At 70.5% G+C, this 14144-nt stretch carries 14 protein-coding genes; 8 read left to right on the top strand and 6 right to left on the bottom strand.

Features of this window, described 5'->3' with window-relative positions:
• Nucleotides 1–66: 66 nt before the first annotated feature.
• Complete coding sequence (gene sdhA / locus AS850_RS10255) at nt 67–1881, top strand: succinate dehydrogenase flavoprotein subunit (protein ID WP_236940678.1); 1815 nt, start codon at nt 67–69, stop codon at nt 1879–1881.
• Nucleotide 1882: 1 nt separating this feature from the next.
• Entirely contained in the window at nt 1883–2635 is a 753-nt protein-coding gene (locus AS850_RS10260) for a succinate dehydrogenase iron-sulfur subunit (RefSeq protein WP_119869027.1), read from the top strand.
• Nucleotide 2636: 1 nt separating this feature from the next.
• On the opposite strand, the gene AS850_RS10265 is transcribed toward AS850_RS10260, so the two are convergent.
• Nucleotides 2637–2981, bottom strand: a complete 345-nt coding sequence (locus tag AS850_RS10265; protein ID WP_119869028.1) for a hypothetical protein — start codon at nt 2979–2981, stop codon at nt 2637–2639.
• Nucleotides 2971–4113: a DUF6177 family protein gene (locus AS850_RS10270; RefSeq protein WP_119869029.1), complete on the bottom strand. Its 1143-nt coding sequence runs from the start codon at nt 4111–4113 to the stop codon at nt 2971–2973. The genes AS850_RS10265 and AS850_RS10270 overlap by 11 nt, the downstream gene beginning before the upstream one ends.
• Before the next feature lie 147 nt (nt 4114–4260).
• Here AS850_RS10270 and AS850_RS10275 point away from each other — a divergent pair, with 147 nt between their 5' ends.
• On the top strand, nt 4261–5265 hold the full coding sequence (locus tag AS850_RS10275; RefSeq protein WP_119869030.1) for a hypothetical protein: 1005 nt from the start codon (nt 4261–4263) through the stop codon (nt 5263–5265).
• A 68-nt stretch (nt 5266–5333) separates the two neighbouring features.
• Here the strand turns inward: AS850_RS10275 and AS850_RS10280 are convergent, their stop codons facing one another.
• From AS850_RS10280 to ptsP, 4 genes are read right to left on the bottom strand one after another with little or no spacing between them, the layout of a single operon-like run.
• Nucleotides 5334–6506, bottom strand: coding sequence for a mannitol-1-phosphate 5-dehydrogenase (locus AS850_RS10280; protein WP_119869031.1), 1173 nt, complete (start codon nt 6504–6506; stop codon nt 5334–5336).
• Nucleotides 6503–6940 carry a PTS sugar transporter subunit IIA gene (locus tag AS850_RS10285; RefSeq protein ID WP_119869032.1) on the bottom strand — a complete coding sequence of 146 codons (438 nt, stop codon included), beginning with the start codon at nt 6938–6940 and terminating at the stop codon, nt 6503–6505. The genes AS850_RS10280 and AS850_RS10285 overlap by 4 nt, the downstream gene beginning before the upstream one ends.
• 26 nt (nt 6941–6966) lie before the next feature.
• Nucleotides 6967–8493 carry a PTS mannitol transporter subunit IICB gene (locus AS850_RS10290; RefSeq protein ID WP_119869033.1) on the bottom strand — a complete coding sequence of 509 codons (1527 nt, stop codon included), beginning with the start codon at nt 8491–8493 and terminating at the stop codon, nt 6967–6969.
• Nucleotides 8494–8541: 48 nt separating this feature from the next.
• Nucleotides 8542–10200, bottom strand: coding sequence for a phosphoenolpyruvate--protein phosphotransferase (gene ptsP / locus AS850_RS10295; RefSeq protein ID WP_173795191.1), 1659 nt, complete (start codon nt 10198–10200; stop codon nt 8542–8544).
• A 192-nt stretch (nt 10201–10392) separates the two neighbouring features.
• On the opposite strand from ptsP, the gene AS850_RS10300 reads away from it, so the two are divergent.
• The 5 genes from AS850_RS10300 (at nt 10393) to AS850_RS10320 (ending at nt 14079) form a co-directional block, all read left to right on the top strand.
• A complete protein-coding gene (locus tag AS850_RS10300) occupies nt 10393–11163 on the top strand; it encodes a DeoR/GlpR family DNA-binding transcription regulator (protein WP_119869035.1) in 771 nt (256 codons plus the stop codon).
• 83 nt (nt 11164–11246) lie between these two features.
• On the top strand, nt 11247–11516 hold the full coding sequence (locus AS850_RS10305; protein ID WP_119869036.1) for an HPr family phosphocarrier protein: 270 nt from the start codon (nt 11247–11249) through the stop codon (nt 11514–11516).
• A gap of 62 nt (nt 11517–11578) precedes the next feature.
• Entirely contained in the window at nt 11579–12424 is an 846-nt protein-coding gene (locus AS850_RS10310) for an exodeoxyribonuclease III (protein WP_119869037.1), read from the top strand.
• 32 nt (nt 12425–12456) lie between these two features.
• The gene (gene trpS / locus AS850_RS10315) at nt 12457–13461 is read left to right on the top strand and encodes a tryptophan--tRNA ligase (RefSeq protein ID WP_119869038.1); all 1005 of its coding nucleotides are present in this window, start codon (nt 12457–12459) and stop codon (nt 13459–13461) included.
• A 39-nt stretch (nt 13462–13500) separates the two neighbouring features.
• The gene (locus tag AS850_RS10320) at nt 13501–14079 is read left to right on the top strand and encodes a GNAT family N-acetyltransferase (protein WP_119869039.1); all 579 of its coding nucleotides are present in this window, start codon (nt 13501–13503) and stop codon (nt 14077–14079) included.
• Nucleotides 14080–14144: the final 65 nt, after the last annotated feature.

Consider the following 14144-nt stretch of genomic DNA (forward strand, 5'->3'; position numbering starts at 1 on the left):
CCGACCGCGCAGCGGCCGCGACACGGCCAGCCAGCATCCCGCTCCACCTCTCAGACGGAAAGCACCGTGACAGACATCCCCGATTCGGCAACCGCCCCCACGACCGTTCGCGACGGCATCCACTACCACCAGCACGACATCGTCATCGTCGGCGCCGGCGGGGCGGGGATGCGCGCGGCCATCGAGGCCGGTCCGAACGCGTCGACCGCGGTCATCTCGAAGCTCTACCCGACGCGCTCCCACACGGGTGCGGCGCAGGGCGGCATGGCCGCCGCCCTCGCCAACGTCGAGGAGGACAACTGGGAGTGGCACACCTTCGACACCGTCAAGGGCGGCGACTACCTCGTCGACCAGGACGCCGCGGAGATCCTCGCCAAAGAGGCGATCGACGCGATCATCGACCTCGAGAACATGGGCCTGCCCTTCAACCGGACGCCCGACGGGAAGATCGACCAGCGCCGCTTCGGCGGTCACACGGCGGAGCACGGCAAGAGCCCCGTGCGGCGTTCCTGCTACGCGGCTGACCGCACGGGTCACATGATCCTGCAGACGCTTTACCAGAACTGCGTCAAGTTCGGCATCAACTTCTTCAACGAGTTCTACGTTCTCGACCTGATCATGACCGAGGTGGACGGCGAGCAGCGTCCCGCGGGCGTCGTCGCCTACGAGCTGGCCACGGGAGACCTCCACGTCTTCCAGGGCAAGGCCGTCATCTTCGCGACCGGAGGCTTCGGGAAGATCTACAAGACGACGTCCAACGCCCACACCCTCACGGGCGACGGCGTCGGGATCATCTGGCGCAAGGGCCTCCCGCTGGAGGACATGGAGTTCTTCCAGTTCCACCCGACCGGTCTCGCCGGGCTGGGCATCCTGCTCTCCGAGGCCGCCCGCGGTGAGGGCGCGATCCTCCGCAACAGCGAGGGCGAGCGCTTCATGGAGCGCTACGCCCCCACCATCAAGGACCTCGCCCCGCGCGATATCGTCGCCCGCTGCATGCGCACCGAGATCCGCGAGGGCCGGGGGGCCGGTCCGAACAAGGACTACGTCTACCTCGACATCACCCACCTCTCGCCCGAGGTCATCGACGCGAAGCTCCCCGACATCACCGAGTTCGCCCGCACGTACCTCGGCGTCGAGCCCTACACGGAGCCCGTGCCCGTCCTCCCGACGGCGCACTACGCGATGGGCGGCATCCCGACGAACGTCAACGCCGAGGTGCTGCTGAACAACGACACCACCGTCCCGGGTCTCTACGCCGCCGGCGAGTGCGCCTGCGTGAGCGTCCACGGCTCGAACCGCCTCGGCACCAACTCGCTGCTCGACATCAACGTCTTTGGCAAGCGCGCCGGCAAGAACGCCGTCGAGTACGTCAAGACGGCGGAGTTCGTCCCGCTGCCCGACGACGCGGCCGAGTTCGTCAAGGGCCTGGTCGACCAGGTGCGCAACGCCTCCGGGACCGAGCGCATCGCGGTCCTCCGCAAGGAGCTCCAGGACTCCATGGACGACAACGCCCAGGTATTCCGCACCGAGGAGACGCTGACCGAGGTCACGAAGGTGATCGAGTCGCTCCGCGAGCGCTACAAGAACATCTCCGTGCAAGACAAGGGGAAGCGCTTCAACACCGACCTCCTCGAGGCGATCGAGCTGGGCTTCCTGCTCGACCTGGCCGAGGTCGTCGTCTACTCGGCTCGTTCTCGCACCGAGAGCCGCGGCGGTCACTTCCGCGAGGACTACCCGACGCGCGACGACGAGAAGTGGCTCGTGCACACCATGGCCTACCTGACCGGCGACGCCCACTCGGCCGACGCGGGCGACCACATCAAGCTCGACACCAAGCCGGTCGTCATCACGAACTACCAGCCGATGGAACGGAAGTACTGAGATGAGCACTGTCCTCGACGAGCGTCCGGCCGCGGCCGACGCGATCCAGAAGTTCACCGCGACCCTGGTCATCCGCCGGTTCGATCCCGAGACCGACTCCGAGCCGCGCTGGGAGGAGTTCAAGGTCGAGGTTCTTCCGACCGACCGGGTGCTCGACGCCCTGCACCAGATCAAGTGGGAGCAGGACGGCTCGCTGACCTTCCGCCGCTCCTGCGCCCACGGTGTCTGCGGCTCCGACGCCATGCGCATCAACGGCCGCAACCGGCTCGCCTGCAAGACCCTGATCAAGGACCTCGATCTCGACAAGCCCGTCTACGTCGAAGCCATCAAGGGTCTCCCCCTCGAGAAGGACCTCGTCGTCGACATGGAGCCGTTCTTCGCCTCCTACCGCGAGATCCAGCCCTTCCTCCAGGCCTCCTCGAAGCCCGAGAAGGAGCGCCTGCAGAGCGTCGAGCAGCGCGCCCGCTTCGACGACACCACCAAGTGCATCCTCTGCGCCGCGTGCACCTCGTCGTGCCCGGTGTTCTGGACCGACGGGCAGTACTTCGGCCCGGCCGCGATCGTCAACGCGCACCGCTTCATCTTCGACTCCCGCGACGAGGAGGCCAAGGTCCGCCTCGACATCCTCAACGACAAGGAGGGCGTCTGGCGCTGCCGCACGACCTTCAACTGCACCGAGGCCTGCCCCCGCGGCATCCAGGTGACGCAGGCGATCGCCGAGGTCAAGGCCGCCGTCCTGCGCGGTCACGCGTAGGTCAGTCCTCCACGACGCACACCGCATCGAGCCCGAGGGCGAGGCGGAGGGCGATCGACACGCCCGCCTCTCCCTCCGGGCCCCACGGCGCGAACGCGTCGGTCCACCAGAGTGGGACAGAGACCTCCGGGGCGTCCGGTAGGAGCCGCGCAACCTCGTCCGCGCATGAGACGCGTCTCGGCGGGTAGACGGTCAGCACCTCGACGTGGTCGGGTCCGATCACCTGCAGCGCCGCTCCGCCGTCGATCTCCCGGATCTCCGCGGCGCCCTCGATCCCCTCGGCCGCTCGGGCCAGGGCGTGGAGGTCGTGCGGCGCCTGGGCGAGGACAGTGATCTCACGGGGCATCCTGCACCCCCTCCCCCAGTTTTCGATCGAGTTCCTCGAGGTCCGCGTGGAGGTCGTCCTCCCAGGCCTGCAGGAGCGGCGGAGAGAGCAGCGTCGTCAGCCTCTCCGATCCCACGGAATCGAGGGCGTCGTGCAGGGCGTCCCAGCCGGGATGCGCGGCGTCGCCGAGGGGCAGGAGGAACGCCGGTCCCGCCGGACGCCCGACGACGTCGACGCGCTGCGCCTCGCCGAAGGCCGCCGCGGCCAGATCGAGTCGGCGCACCGACGGAGCCCCGATGAGGAGGACCAGGGGGTTCGGCGGCGGATAGGAGACGGCCCGGAACGTGCGGTCGGTCTCCCCCTCCCGGGCCAGGACGAGAGCGAACGTGGGGAGGGCCTCGCGGGCGAGGTCGCCGAGCGCGACCCGGACCCGGTCGACCGCCGCGTCGACACCGGCGGACCCGCCGGGCACGTCGGCCGTGAGCGCCACGGTCTCCTCGATGCCGCGGTCGGTCACGCGCGCGGTGACGGCGGCCGAGAGGTGCCGCCCCTCGACGATGACGCGGGAGGTGTCGGGTGCGCGGTGGCGGGCATCCTGCGTCAGGACCCAGCGATCCCAGGCGTGGTCGAGGGGCTCGGAGCGGCCCCACGCTCGCGGCCGGTAGCCGCCGACGGCCTCGCAGAGGGCCTCGAGTGCCCCGCCGAGCAGGGTCTCGTGCGACGCGCGGTGGAGCACGGTGACGTCGACGCTGAGCTGTGTCGCCCGGTCGACGGGGTCCGATCCGCTCGGTGCGACCCGGTCCCCCGCCGCCTCGTCGGCCTCGCCGGCCTCGTCCCAGCCGATCACGGCCGACGGGTCCGCCGCGTCGAAGTCGTCGACATGGTCGCGCAGGATGCCCGTGACGCCGTCCCGATAGCCGGCGGCCGTCCGCACCAGCCAGGCACCGCCCGCGGCCGTGAGAGCGGCTCGGAGGCCGATGGTGATCCGTGAGCCCTCGGGGCTGACGATCACGACCCGGCGGCCGCCGATCGGGGGCCTCGCCAGGACGTCGGCGAGCGGACCGCTCAGTCGGATGACGCTCGCTCGTGTCTCGACGCGGACGACACGCGCGGTGATCCCGTCGATGAGGGGATGGCGTATGGAGGTACCCACCCCTGCCATTGTGCCCCGACGGACTCCGGTCCGGTCGGCGCTCGCCCAGGTTGACGTCCCGGCGCCGACCTCGGCACCCCGGTGATCGATAGGATCGAGGCCCGGCGGGAGGAGCCGGACCCCCGACCGCGACCGAGAGGCCACGCCATGGATGCCGACACCGTCGACCACGACGACAGGGGCCACGACGCCAGGGGCCACGACGACACGCCCGAGGCCGACGAGCGCGCCGTTCTGCAGCAGCGGATCGCGACGTCCCTCGCCGCCTCCCTGGCCGAGACGGAGTGGGCCGAGGGCGATCTCTTCTGGGCCGAGATCGGCGAGAGGATCATCGCCCGCCTGAGCACGCTCGACGCCGCGGGCACTCCCCACGACCACGCCGTCCCCCGCGACATCGACGACCTCGGACGCGCTCTGCGGCGTGCCATGGCCACACCGGAGAAGGGCACCTGGTTCTCGCTCTCCCTGACGCTCGAGGCCGACGGCAGCTACACCGCCCGGTTCAACTTCGATCGGCGCGTCTACGACAACCCGTCGACGCCATTCTCGGCGGGCCGCCTCGGCGCCGTGCCGACCGACGCCGACTACACGCTCGACCTCGAGCGGTACCCCCGCGGGGCGCGCTACCAGCCCGCGTGGCTCGGGCTTCCCGCCGTGCAGCCGGCGCCGGAGTCATCGGTCACGGCACCGGCCCCCGCCGCGTCCGCGGCAGCCTCGTCGGCCGCCACCGAGGTGGGTCGCGGGACGTCCGGCCAGCCGCTCGTCCAGCCCCCGTACGACGTCCTCGAGGAGGCGTGGGGCTGGCCCGGGGTCTTCGCCAGCGTCTCCCAGCAGATCACGGCGGCCGTCGACGAGCGCGAGCCCGGCGAGCCGATGACGCGGACGCAGGCCGAGCAGGCGGGCCGGCACGTTCTCGCGGCCGTCGTCGCCGACGTTCTGGAGCCGCACCGGCTCGCGACGATCCTGACGCTCCACGCCGAGGCGGTCCGCAGGAGACTCCTGCCGGAGGTCCCGGGCACGTCCGACCTCGACGCAAGCATCACGCTCCTGGAGGCACGCGGGGCGTCGTCGCCGACGCTCCTGGCCGTCGAGGCCGGCGTCTACGGCATCGTCGGCGACGTCGTCCGGGCCGAACTCGTCCGGCGCCTCTGAGCCTCCGCGGCTCCAGGCCCCACGGCTCGTGGGCGCCGGTCGACGAGCCGCGTGCGGCCCGGACGTCGTCAGGACGCTCGCGCCGCCGCGATGCGCTCGGTGAAGGGCGCTACGAGCGGGTGCGACTCGTCGAGGCCCGTGATCCGGACCGCCAGGGCCGCATCCGCGATCGACGCGTCGGCGAGGAGAGCCTGGAGCTCGACGCTCTGCTCGTCGTCCGCCACGTCGAAGCGCAGCGCGGCGCCCATGGCGTCGAGGAGCGCGACCGGCTCGGTCCCGGTCTCGGCGATGGCCGCCGCCGGCGACACGAACCGCTCGTCGCGCGAGAGCTTGCGGAGGGGCTGGCGACCGACGCGTGTCACCGTGTCGGGCAGGTGGACGTTCTCGAAGCGCTGCAGGATCGCCGCGACGTAGGCCGCGTGCTCGGCGGGGTCGAGCTCGTGCCGGGCGATCAGGAGGTCGCTCGTCTCGCGGAGCACGGCCTCGACGGCGCTCCGCACGGCCGGGATCGCGATGGCGTCGGAGATCTTCTCGGCTCCGGCGACGAAGCCGTGGTAGGCGGTCGTCGCGTGACCCGTGTTGACGGTGAACAGCTTGCGCTCGATGGAGGCCTCGAGCCCGTCGACCCAGTGGACGCCCGGGATGTCCGGCTCGGCGCCGGCGAACGGGGTCCGGTCGATGGCCCACTCGAAGTAGGTCTCGACGGTGACGTCGAGGCCCTGCCCCTCGGCCTGCTGCGGGACGATGCGGTCGACGGCCGTGTTGGCGAAGGTGACCTTCGCCAGGGCCTCGGAGGCCTCGCCCCCCGGAAGCGCCGCCACGATGAACTCGCGGAGGCGGTCGGTCGCGTTGAGCGCGTTCTCGCAGGCCATGACGACCAGCGGGGCGGCGTCGGCGTCGCGCGCCTCCAGGCCCGCCGCGATGACGGGGGCGATGAAGCGGAGGACGTTCGGGCCCACGGCGCAGGTGACGATGTCCGCGCCGGCGATCTCGGAGACGACGACCGGCTCGTTCGCCTGGCTGTTCAGAGCCCGGAACCGGGTCACCACGTGATCGGCGGCTCCTGCCCCGACCTCGTGCACCGTGTAGGAGGTCGCCGCCGCGAGCGAGTCGATCAACTCGGCGTTGACGTCCGCGAAGACGACCTCGTAGCCCGCCTCGTGCAGCAGCAGACCGACGAATCCGCGCCCGATGTTGCCGGCCCCGAAGTGGACGGCGACGGGGCTCGAGGAGGCCGTCACTCGTTGACCGCTTCGAGCTGGGCGAAGATCTCGTCGACGCCCGCGGCGTCGCGGAGAGCCTGCACCTGGTCGTCGTCGGAGAACACGATGGCGATCTTCGACAGGATCTCGAGGTGCTCGTTCTCGATGCCGGCGATGCCGACGACGAAGCGGACGTCGTTGCCGTCCCAGTCGATGGGCGTCGAGTAGCGGACGAACGAGAGCGCGGAGGCGAGGATGGCGTCCTTCGACTCGTTGGTGCCGTGCGGGATGGCGAGGAAGTTGCCCATGTAGGTCGAGACGCTCTTCTCGCGCTCGATCATCGCGGGCAGGTAGTCGAGGGTGACCGCTCCCGCCTCCACGAGGATGTCAGCCGCCTCGCGCATCGCCTCCGACTTGGTCGTGGCGGTGCCTTCGGCGCGGATCTGGCTCTTCTGGAGGACGGGAACGGTCATGGCCTCGTGCTGCTTTCTCTCGTGGATCAGTTGTTGTGCTGGAGCTCGTCGACGACCTCGTCGTAGCGCGGCGAGTTCATGAAGTTGTCGACCGAGACGTGCTGGGCGGTCGGGTTCTTCTCGCGGGCTCGCGCCGTCAGATCCTGGTGCGTGATGATGAGCTCCTCGTCACCGGTCAGGTTGGCGATGGACTTGTTGACCACCGTAACCCCCTCGATGCCGGCCTTCTTGATCTTGTTGCGGAGGACGCTCGCACCCATGGCGCTCGAACCCATGCCGGCGTCGCAGGCGAAGACGATGTTCTCGATCTTCGTCGCGGTCGTCGTGCCGGAGCCCGTGCCGGTGGGAGCGGCGGCGCCGCCGCCCAGCAGGCCCGTGGTCGCGGCGTTGGCGTCGCGGCCCTTCATGCTCTGCATCTTGGCCAGGGCGGCGTCCATGTCGCCGGAGCCCTCGCGGGCCAGGTCGCGCTTGCGGCTCGCGATGAGCAGCAGCGAGGCGACGACACCGGAGACCGCGGCCGACAGGACGACGGACAGGATCACGCCGACGTAGCTGTTGCGCTCGGTGTTCGCCAGGACCGCGATGATCGATCCGGGCGAGGCGGGGGCGACGAGGCCCGAGTTGAAGGCCACGTTGGTGCCGACGCCGGTCGCGCCACCGAGGATGACGGCGAGCAGGAGCTGCGGCTTCTGCAGCACGAAGGGGAAGTAGATCTCGTGGATGCCACCGAAGAACTGGATCAGGATCGCACCGGGGGCGGAGGCGCGGGCCGAACCGATCCCGAAGAACGTGAAGGCCAGCAGGATGCCCAGGCCGGGGCCGGGGTTCGCCTCGAGCAGGAACAGGATCGACTTGCCGGTCGCCTGCGACTGCTGCGTGCCGAGCTGGTCGAGGACGCCGTGGTTGATCGCGTTGTTGAGGAAGAGGATCTTCGCCGGCTCGATGATGATGCTGGCGAGGGGCAGCAGGCCCGCGTTGATCAGGGTCTGCACCGCGTTGCCCAGGCCGACCGCGATCGCCTTGAACAGCGGGGCGAGCCAGAAGAAGCCGATGAGCGCCAGCGCGAAGCCGAGGATGCCGGCCGCGTAGTTGTTGACGAGCATCTCGAAGCCGGGCTTGATCTTGCCGTCCCAGATCTTGTCGACCTGCTTGATCAGCCAGGCGCCGAGCGGCCCGCAGATCATCGCGCCGAGGATCATGATCGTGCCGTTGGCGCCGATGATGACACCCATGGCCATGATCGAGCCGACGACCGCACCGCGGGTGTCGTAGACCATCCGGCCGCCCTGGAAGGCGATCGCGAGCGGGATGAGGTAGGTCAGGATCGGCCCGACGAGGCCGATGTTGGCCACCCCGTCGGTCGTGCCGAATCCGCCGAGGATTCCCACGGGCGTCCATCCGGTCTGGATGAAGAACGCCGTGATGAAGCCCCAGGCGATGAAGATGGCGATGTTCGGCATGACCATGCCGGAGAGGAACGCGCCGAATTTCTGGACGCGGACGCGAGCGCCCACTCCCTGCTTCGTCGACACGTCGGGAGACGTCGTTGTCATTGTCGGATCCTTCTGATGGGGAGGGTTGATGTGATGGGGAGGGAGGGATTACAGGGAGGACGAGACGGCCGCGACGGCAGCTCGCGCTGCGGCCGCGGACGGTGCTGCGACGGCGGCTTCCGCCATCGCCCGCGCCTCGTCGAGCGTGTGGTTCAGGAGCTCGGCGCGCACGTCGGCCAGGGCCGCGGGCGTCATCGAGAGGGTCGTCGCGCCGAGGCCGACGAGGACCACCGCGAGGAGCGGGTCGGAGGCGGCCTCGCCGCAGATGCCGACGCCCTTGCCGGAGGCGGCACCCGCGGAGCCCAGCTGAGCGACGAGACGGAGGACCGCGGGGTGCCACGGGTCCTGGTACGACGCGACCGATCCGAGCATCCGGTCGGCGGCGAGCGTGTACTGCGTCAGGTCGTTCGTTCCGATGCTGACGAAGTCGGCCACCTCGAGGACCTGCTCGGCGAGCAGGGCCAGCGAGGGGATCTCGGCCATGACGCCGGGGGTGCGGATGCCGAGCTCGCGCGCGATGTCGACGAAGTACTGCGTCTCCTCGACGTCGGCGACCATCGGGGCCATGACCCAGAGGTCGGCCTCCGTCTCGGCGTCCGCCTGGGCGAGGGCCGTGAGCTGGTCGCGCAGGATCTCCTCGTGGTGACGCAGGGCGCGGAGTCCGCGTCGACCCAGGGCCGGGTTCTCCTCGCCCTTGTCGGTGAGGAACGGCAGAGGCTTGTCGGCGCCGGCGTCGAGGGCCCGGACGACGACCTTCTTGCCGGGGAAGGCCGCGAGGAGCTCGACGTAGGAGGCCTTCTGCGAGGCGACGTCGGGCGCGTAGGGCGCGTCCAGGAAGAGGAACTCGGTCCGGAATAGGCCGACGCCCTCGGCACCGGCGGCCACGGCCGCGGCGGCGTCGGACGGCGAGCCGAGGTTCGCGAGCAGGGGCACGGCGTGGCCGTCCTTGAGGGCGCCCGCGGTCAGCGGGGCCGTCCGCGCCTTGAGGCGCTCGGCGCGTGTGGCCTCCGCCTCGGCGACCTGCTCGGCCGTCGGGTCGGTCACGACGACTCCTGCGGCCGAGTCGACGATGACGACGTCGCCGTCGGCGAGCGAGTCGGCATCGACGACGCCGACGATGGCGGTGATGCCCTTCGAGCGGGCGAGGATCGCCGTGTGGGAGGTCGGGCCGCCGTCGCGGGTGACGAGGGCGAGGACCTTCTCGAGGTCGAGGAGCGCCGTGTCGGCGGGGGCGAGGTCGTGGGCGACCAGGATGAAGGGGGTCTCCGACTCGGGGACGCCCGGTGCGGACACGCCGCGGAGTCGCGCGATGATGCGCTGCGCCACATCGGAGAGGTCGGCCGCGCGCTCCCCCATGTAGCCGCCGATGCCGCTGAGGATGTCCTGGAACGCCTTGAAGGCCTCGAAGACGGCGCGCTCGGGGTTCGTGCCCTGGTCGATGCGGCTGTGCACGTCGTCGAGGACCGAGGGGTCCTGCGCCATGAGGGCCTGGGCCTCGAGCACGGCCTGGGCGTCACCTCCTGCGGCGACCCCGCGCTTGGCGAGGTCGGTGGCGACCGAGGCGAGGGCCTCGCCGACCGCGGCCTTGGCCGAGGCGGCATCACCCTGGAGGGGCGTCTGGTCGGGTTCGCCGAGCGGTGCGGCCATGCGGAGGACGGGACCGCTGGCGGTCCCTCGTCCGACGCCGACTCCGGGCAGTTCGCGCATCCGAGACTCCTTCATCTCATGGGGGTGGTGTGCTCGAGCACGCGGGCGACACCGTGCGCTGCGAAGACCATACATCGAACTGAGTTGACAAACAAACAAAATCAGGGCTAAAAATGCAGCAACAGACATTTGTTTGCGCTTGAATACCTCGAACTACCCGTCGAAATGCCCATTTCTCATTGATGAGGACCGATGTACGCTCCCGAACGCCACCTCCGCATCGTCGAGGAGGCCCGGCAACACGGTCGCGTCGACGTGAAGGACCTCGCCGAACTCCTCGAGGTGACACCCGAGACCATCCGGCGCGACCTCACCAGCCTCGAGCGTCGCGGCCTCGTCCGCCGGGCGCACGGCGGGGCCATCCCGGTCGAGCGGATCACCTTCCACCCCGGCGTCGGCGACCGCGGCGGCATGAACACGGCCGAGAAGATGGTCATCGCGCAGGCGGCCCTCGACGAGATCCCCGAGAACGGGTCGATCATCATAGATGCCGGGACGTCCACGATCCTGCTCGCCCAGATCCTGCCGGCCGACCGCGGGCTGACGGTGGTCACCCACTCCCTGCCCGTCGCCATGGCCGTGGCCAGCCGTCCCGGCATCGACCTCCACCTGCTGGGCGGCAGCGTGCGCCGGGACTCCCTCGCGGGCGTGGGCACCTGGACCCACCAGCTCGTCGGCATGGTCTCCGTCGACGCCGCCTTCCTCAGCGTCGGCGGCATCACGCCCGAGCGCGGCCTCACCACGCACAACATCGCCGAGGCCGCCGTGAAGTCGGCGCTCATCAAGGCGGCTCGCAGGAGCATCCTGCTCGCCGACCACACGAAGTTCGGCCGCGAGGAGTTCGGTCGCGTGGCCCCCATCGCGGCCATCGATACGATCATCACCGACCCCGCCGTCAACCTCGACCTCGTGCGCGAGGTCGAGGGCGCGGGCACCGAGGTCTTCTGGCCGGGGCGCAGCTAGTGCCGCACCGGCGCCGGTAGCCTGACCACGACCGACCGACCCCGAGCCGCACCGCGCGGCCGGAATCCCCCAAGGAGAGCTCCATGTCCGAAGCCACCCGCACCGTCACCGTCGCCTCCGCCTCCGGGCTCCACGCGCGACCGGCGTCGCTCTTCGTGCAGACCGTCACGGCGTCGGGCCACAGCGTCACGATCGCCAAGGGCGACAAGAAGGTCAACGCCGCGAGCATCCTCGGGCTCCTGGGCCTCGGCGTGAACACGGGCGACGAGGTCGTGCTGACCGTCGACGGCGACGACGCCGAGGCGACCGCCGACCAGCTCGAGACGTTCCTCACCACCGACCACGACGCGTAGCCCCTCCGCGGTCGCTCCCGCGCCAGGGCCGGGCGTCGGCGGCCGCCGGTAGAGTTCTGGGCATGGGTTCCCGTCTCCGCCTGGCCACCGTCAACGTCAACGGCATCCGAGCCGCCTTCCGCAAGGGCATGGGCGACTGGCTGCCCGGTCGCGACGTGGACATCCTGGCCCTGCAGGAGGTCCGGGCGTCGACCGACGACATCGAGGGCCTGCTCGGTCCCGACTGGAGCGTCCTGCACGATCCGGCGACCGCGAAGGGCCGCGCCGGCGTCGCCCTGGCGAGCCGTCGCGCGGCGCACATCCACCGTGTCGACCTCGGTCCGACCGACTTCGACAGCGCCGGTCGCTGGCTCGAGGCCGACTACGACGTCGACGGCACACTCGTCACCGTGGTCAGCACCTACGTCCACTCGGGCGAGGTCGACACCCCGAAGCAGGTCGAGAAGTGGACCTTCCTCGACGCCATGACGGAGCGCCTGCCCGAGCTGCGGGCGCACAACGAGCTCGCCGTCGTCGTCGGCGACCTCAACGTCGGCCACACGCCCCTCGACATCAAGAACTGGAAGGGCAACGTCAAGCGCGCCGGCTTCCTGCCCCGCGAGCGCGCCTACTTCGACCGTTTCTTCGGCCCCGAGGGCGAGCCCGTGGAGGGCGTCGACGGTTCGACGGGCGAGGGGCTCGGCTGGGTCGACGTCGGCCGGAGGGCCGCCGGCGAGGTCGACGGCCCCTACACGTGGTGGTCCTGGCGCGGTCAGGCGTTCGACAACGACACCGGCTGGCGCATCGACTACCAGATGGCCACTCCCGCCCTGGCCGACCGCGTGACGAACTACGCCGTCGACCGTGCCGACGCCTACGACAAGCGCTGGTCCGACCACACGCCCGTCGTCGTCGACTACGACATCTAGCCCGTCTCCCCTCGTTCTAAGGCCCCACCGCGATGACCTCCCCCCGTCTCTTCTCCGGCATGCAGCCGTCCGCCGACTCGCTCCACGCCGGCAACTACATCGGCGCCCTCCAGCAGTGGAGCGCCCTGCAGGACACCCACGACGCCCTCTTCTGCGTCGTCGACCTCCACGCGATCACCGTCCCGCAAGATCCCGAGACGCTCCGCGCGACGACCCGCCGGACGGCGGCCCAGTACATCGCGGGCGGCATCGACCCGGCGAAGTCGATCCTCTTCATCCAGTCGCACGTCCCCGCCCACGCGCAGCTCGCCTGGGTGCTGAACACGATCACCGGATTCGGCGAGGCCAGCCGGATGACGCAGTTCAAAGACAAGGCCGCCAAGCAGGGCGCCGAGTCGGCCTCGGTCGGGCTCTTCACCTATCCGATGCTGATGGCGGCCGACATCCTGCTCTACAACGCCGACCTCGTGCCGGTCGGCGACGACCAGCGCCAGCACGTCGAGCTCACGCGCGATCTCGCCACCCGCTTCAACTCCCGCTTCGGCGAGACCTTCACGGTGCCCGAGGCCTACATCCTCAAGGAGACCGCTCGGATCTACGACCTCCAGAACCCGGAGTCGAAGATGAGCAAGTCGGCGGCGAGCGACGCGGGCATCGTCTGGCTCCTCGACGAGCCGTCGAAGACCGCGAAGAAGATCCGCTCCGCCGTCACCGACACCGAGCGCGAGATCCGCTTCGACCGGGGCGCCAAGCCCGGCGTCAGCAACCTCCTGAGCATCCTGTCGGCGTTCACCGCGACTCCGATCGCCGCCCTCACGGAGCAGTACGAGGGCCGCGGCTACGGCGACCTCAAGAAAGACGTGGCCGAGGCCGTCGTCGAGGCGTTCACGCCTGTCCGGGCCCGGACCCTCGAACTGCTCGACGACCCGGCGGAGCTCGATCGGGTCCTGTCGGCGAACGCCGACCGGGCCTCCGAGATCGCCGAGGCCACGCTGGCCACCGTCTACGACAGGATTGGCCTGGTGCGCAAGGCCTGACCGAGCCCACCGCCCGTCCGCGATCCGAGGAGCCCCACCATGCAGCCGTTCGTCCTCGAGTCGTCGCGGGTGCGACTCGAGGTACCCCGGACGGCCGACACGGTCGCGATCCACGAGGCGTGCCAGGATCCCGAACTGCAGCGGTTCACGACCGTCCCGGTCCCGTACACCTTCGAGGACGCCCAGTACTTCGTCTCGCAGACCGTCGAGAGGAGCTGGCTCACGGGCCGCGAGTACATCTGGGGCCTCCGCGAGCAGGGGTCCAGCCTCTGCCTCGGGATCGTGAGCATCCGGCTCCTGCACCACGACATCGGCTTCTGGTCGGCTCCGGAGGCCCGGGGACGCGGCCTGATGACCGAGGCGGTCCGCCTCGTGACCGACTGGGCCTTCTCCGAGGGGCTGTCCGACGTGAAGTGGGAGGGTTACGTCGGCAACCGCGCCTCGGCGGGGGTCGCCCGGCGCGCCGGGTTCACCTACACGGGGACGGGCCCCGGGCTGCAGCCCGACCGGGAGCGACGCCACCCCGCCTGCTGGCAGGCCCGGCTCCTGCCCGGCGACGACACCTCGACGAAGCCCGGATGGCCCCTCGAGACGCTCCCCGGGGCCGACGCTCCGTGACGCCCCGACGCGAGCCGTGACGTCGACACCTCTCGTCACGTCGAGCGACCGGAATAGCACCGCGC

The sequence above is a fragment of the Frondihabitans sp. 762G35 genome (assembly GCF_002074055.1).
Classification (GTDB): domain Bacteria; phylum Actinomycetota; class Actinomycetes; order Actinomycetales; family Microbacteriaceae; genus Frondihabitans.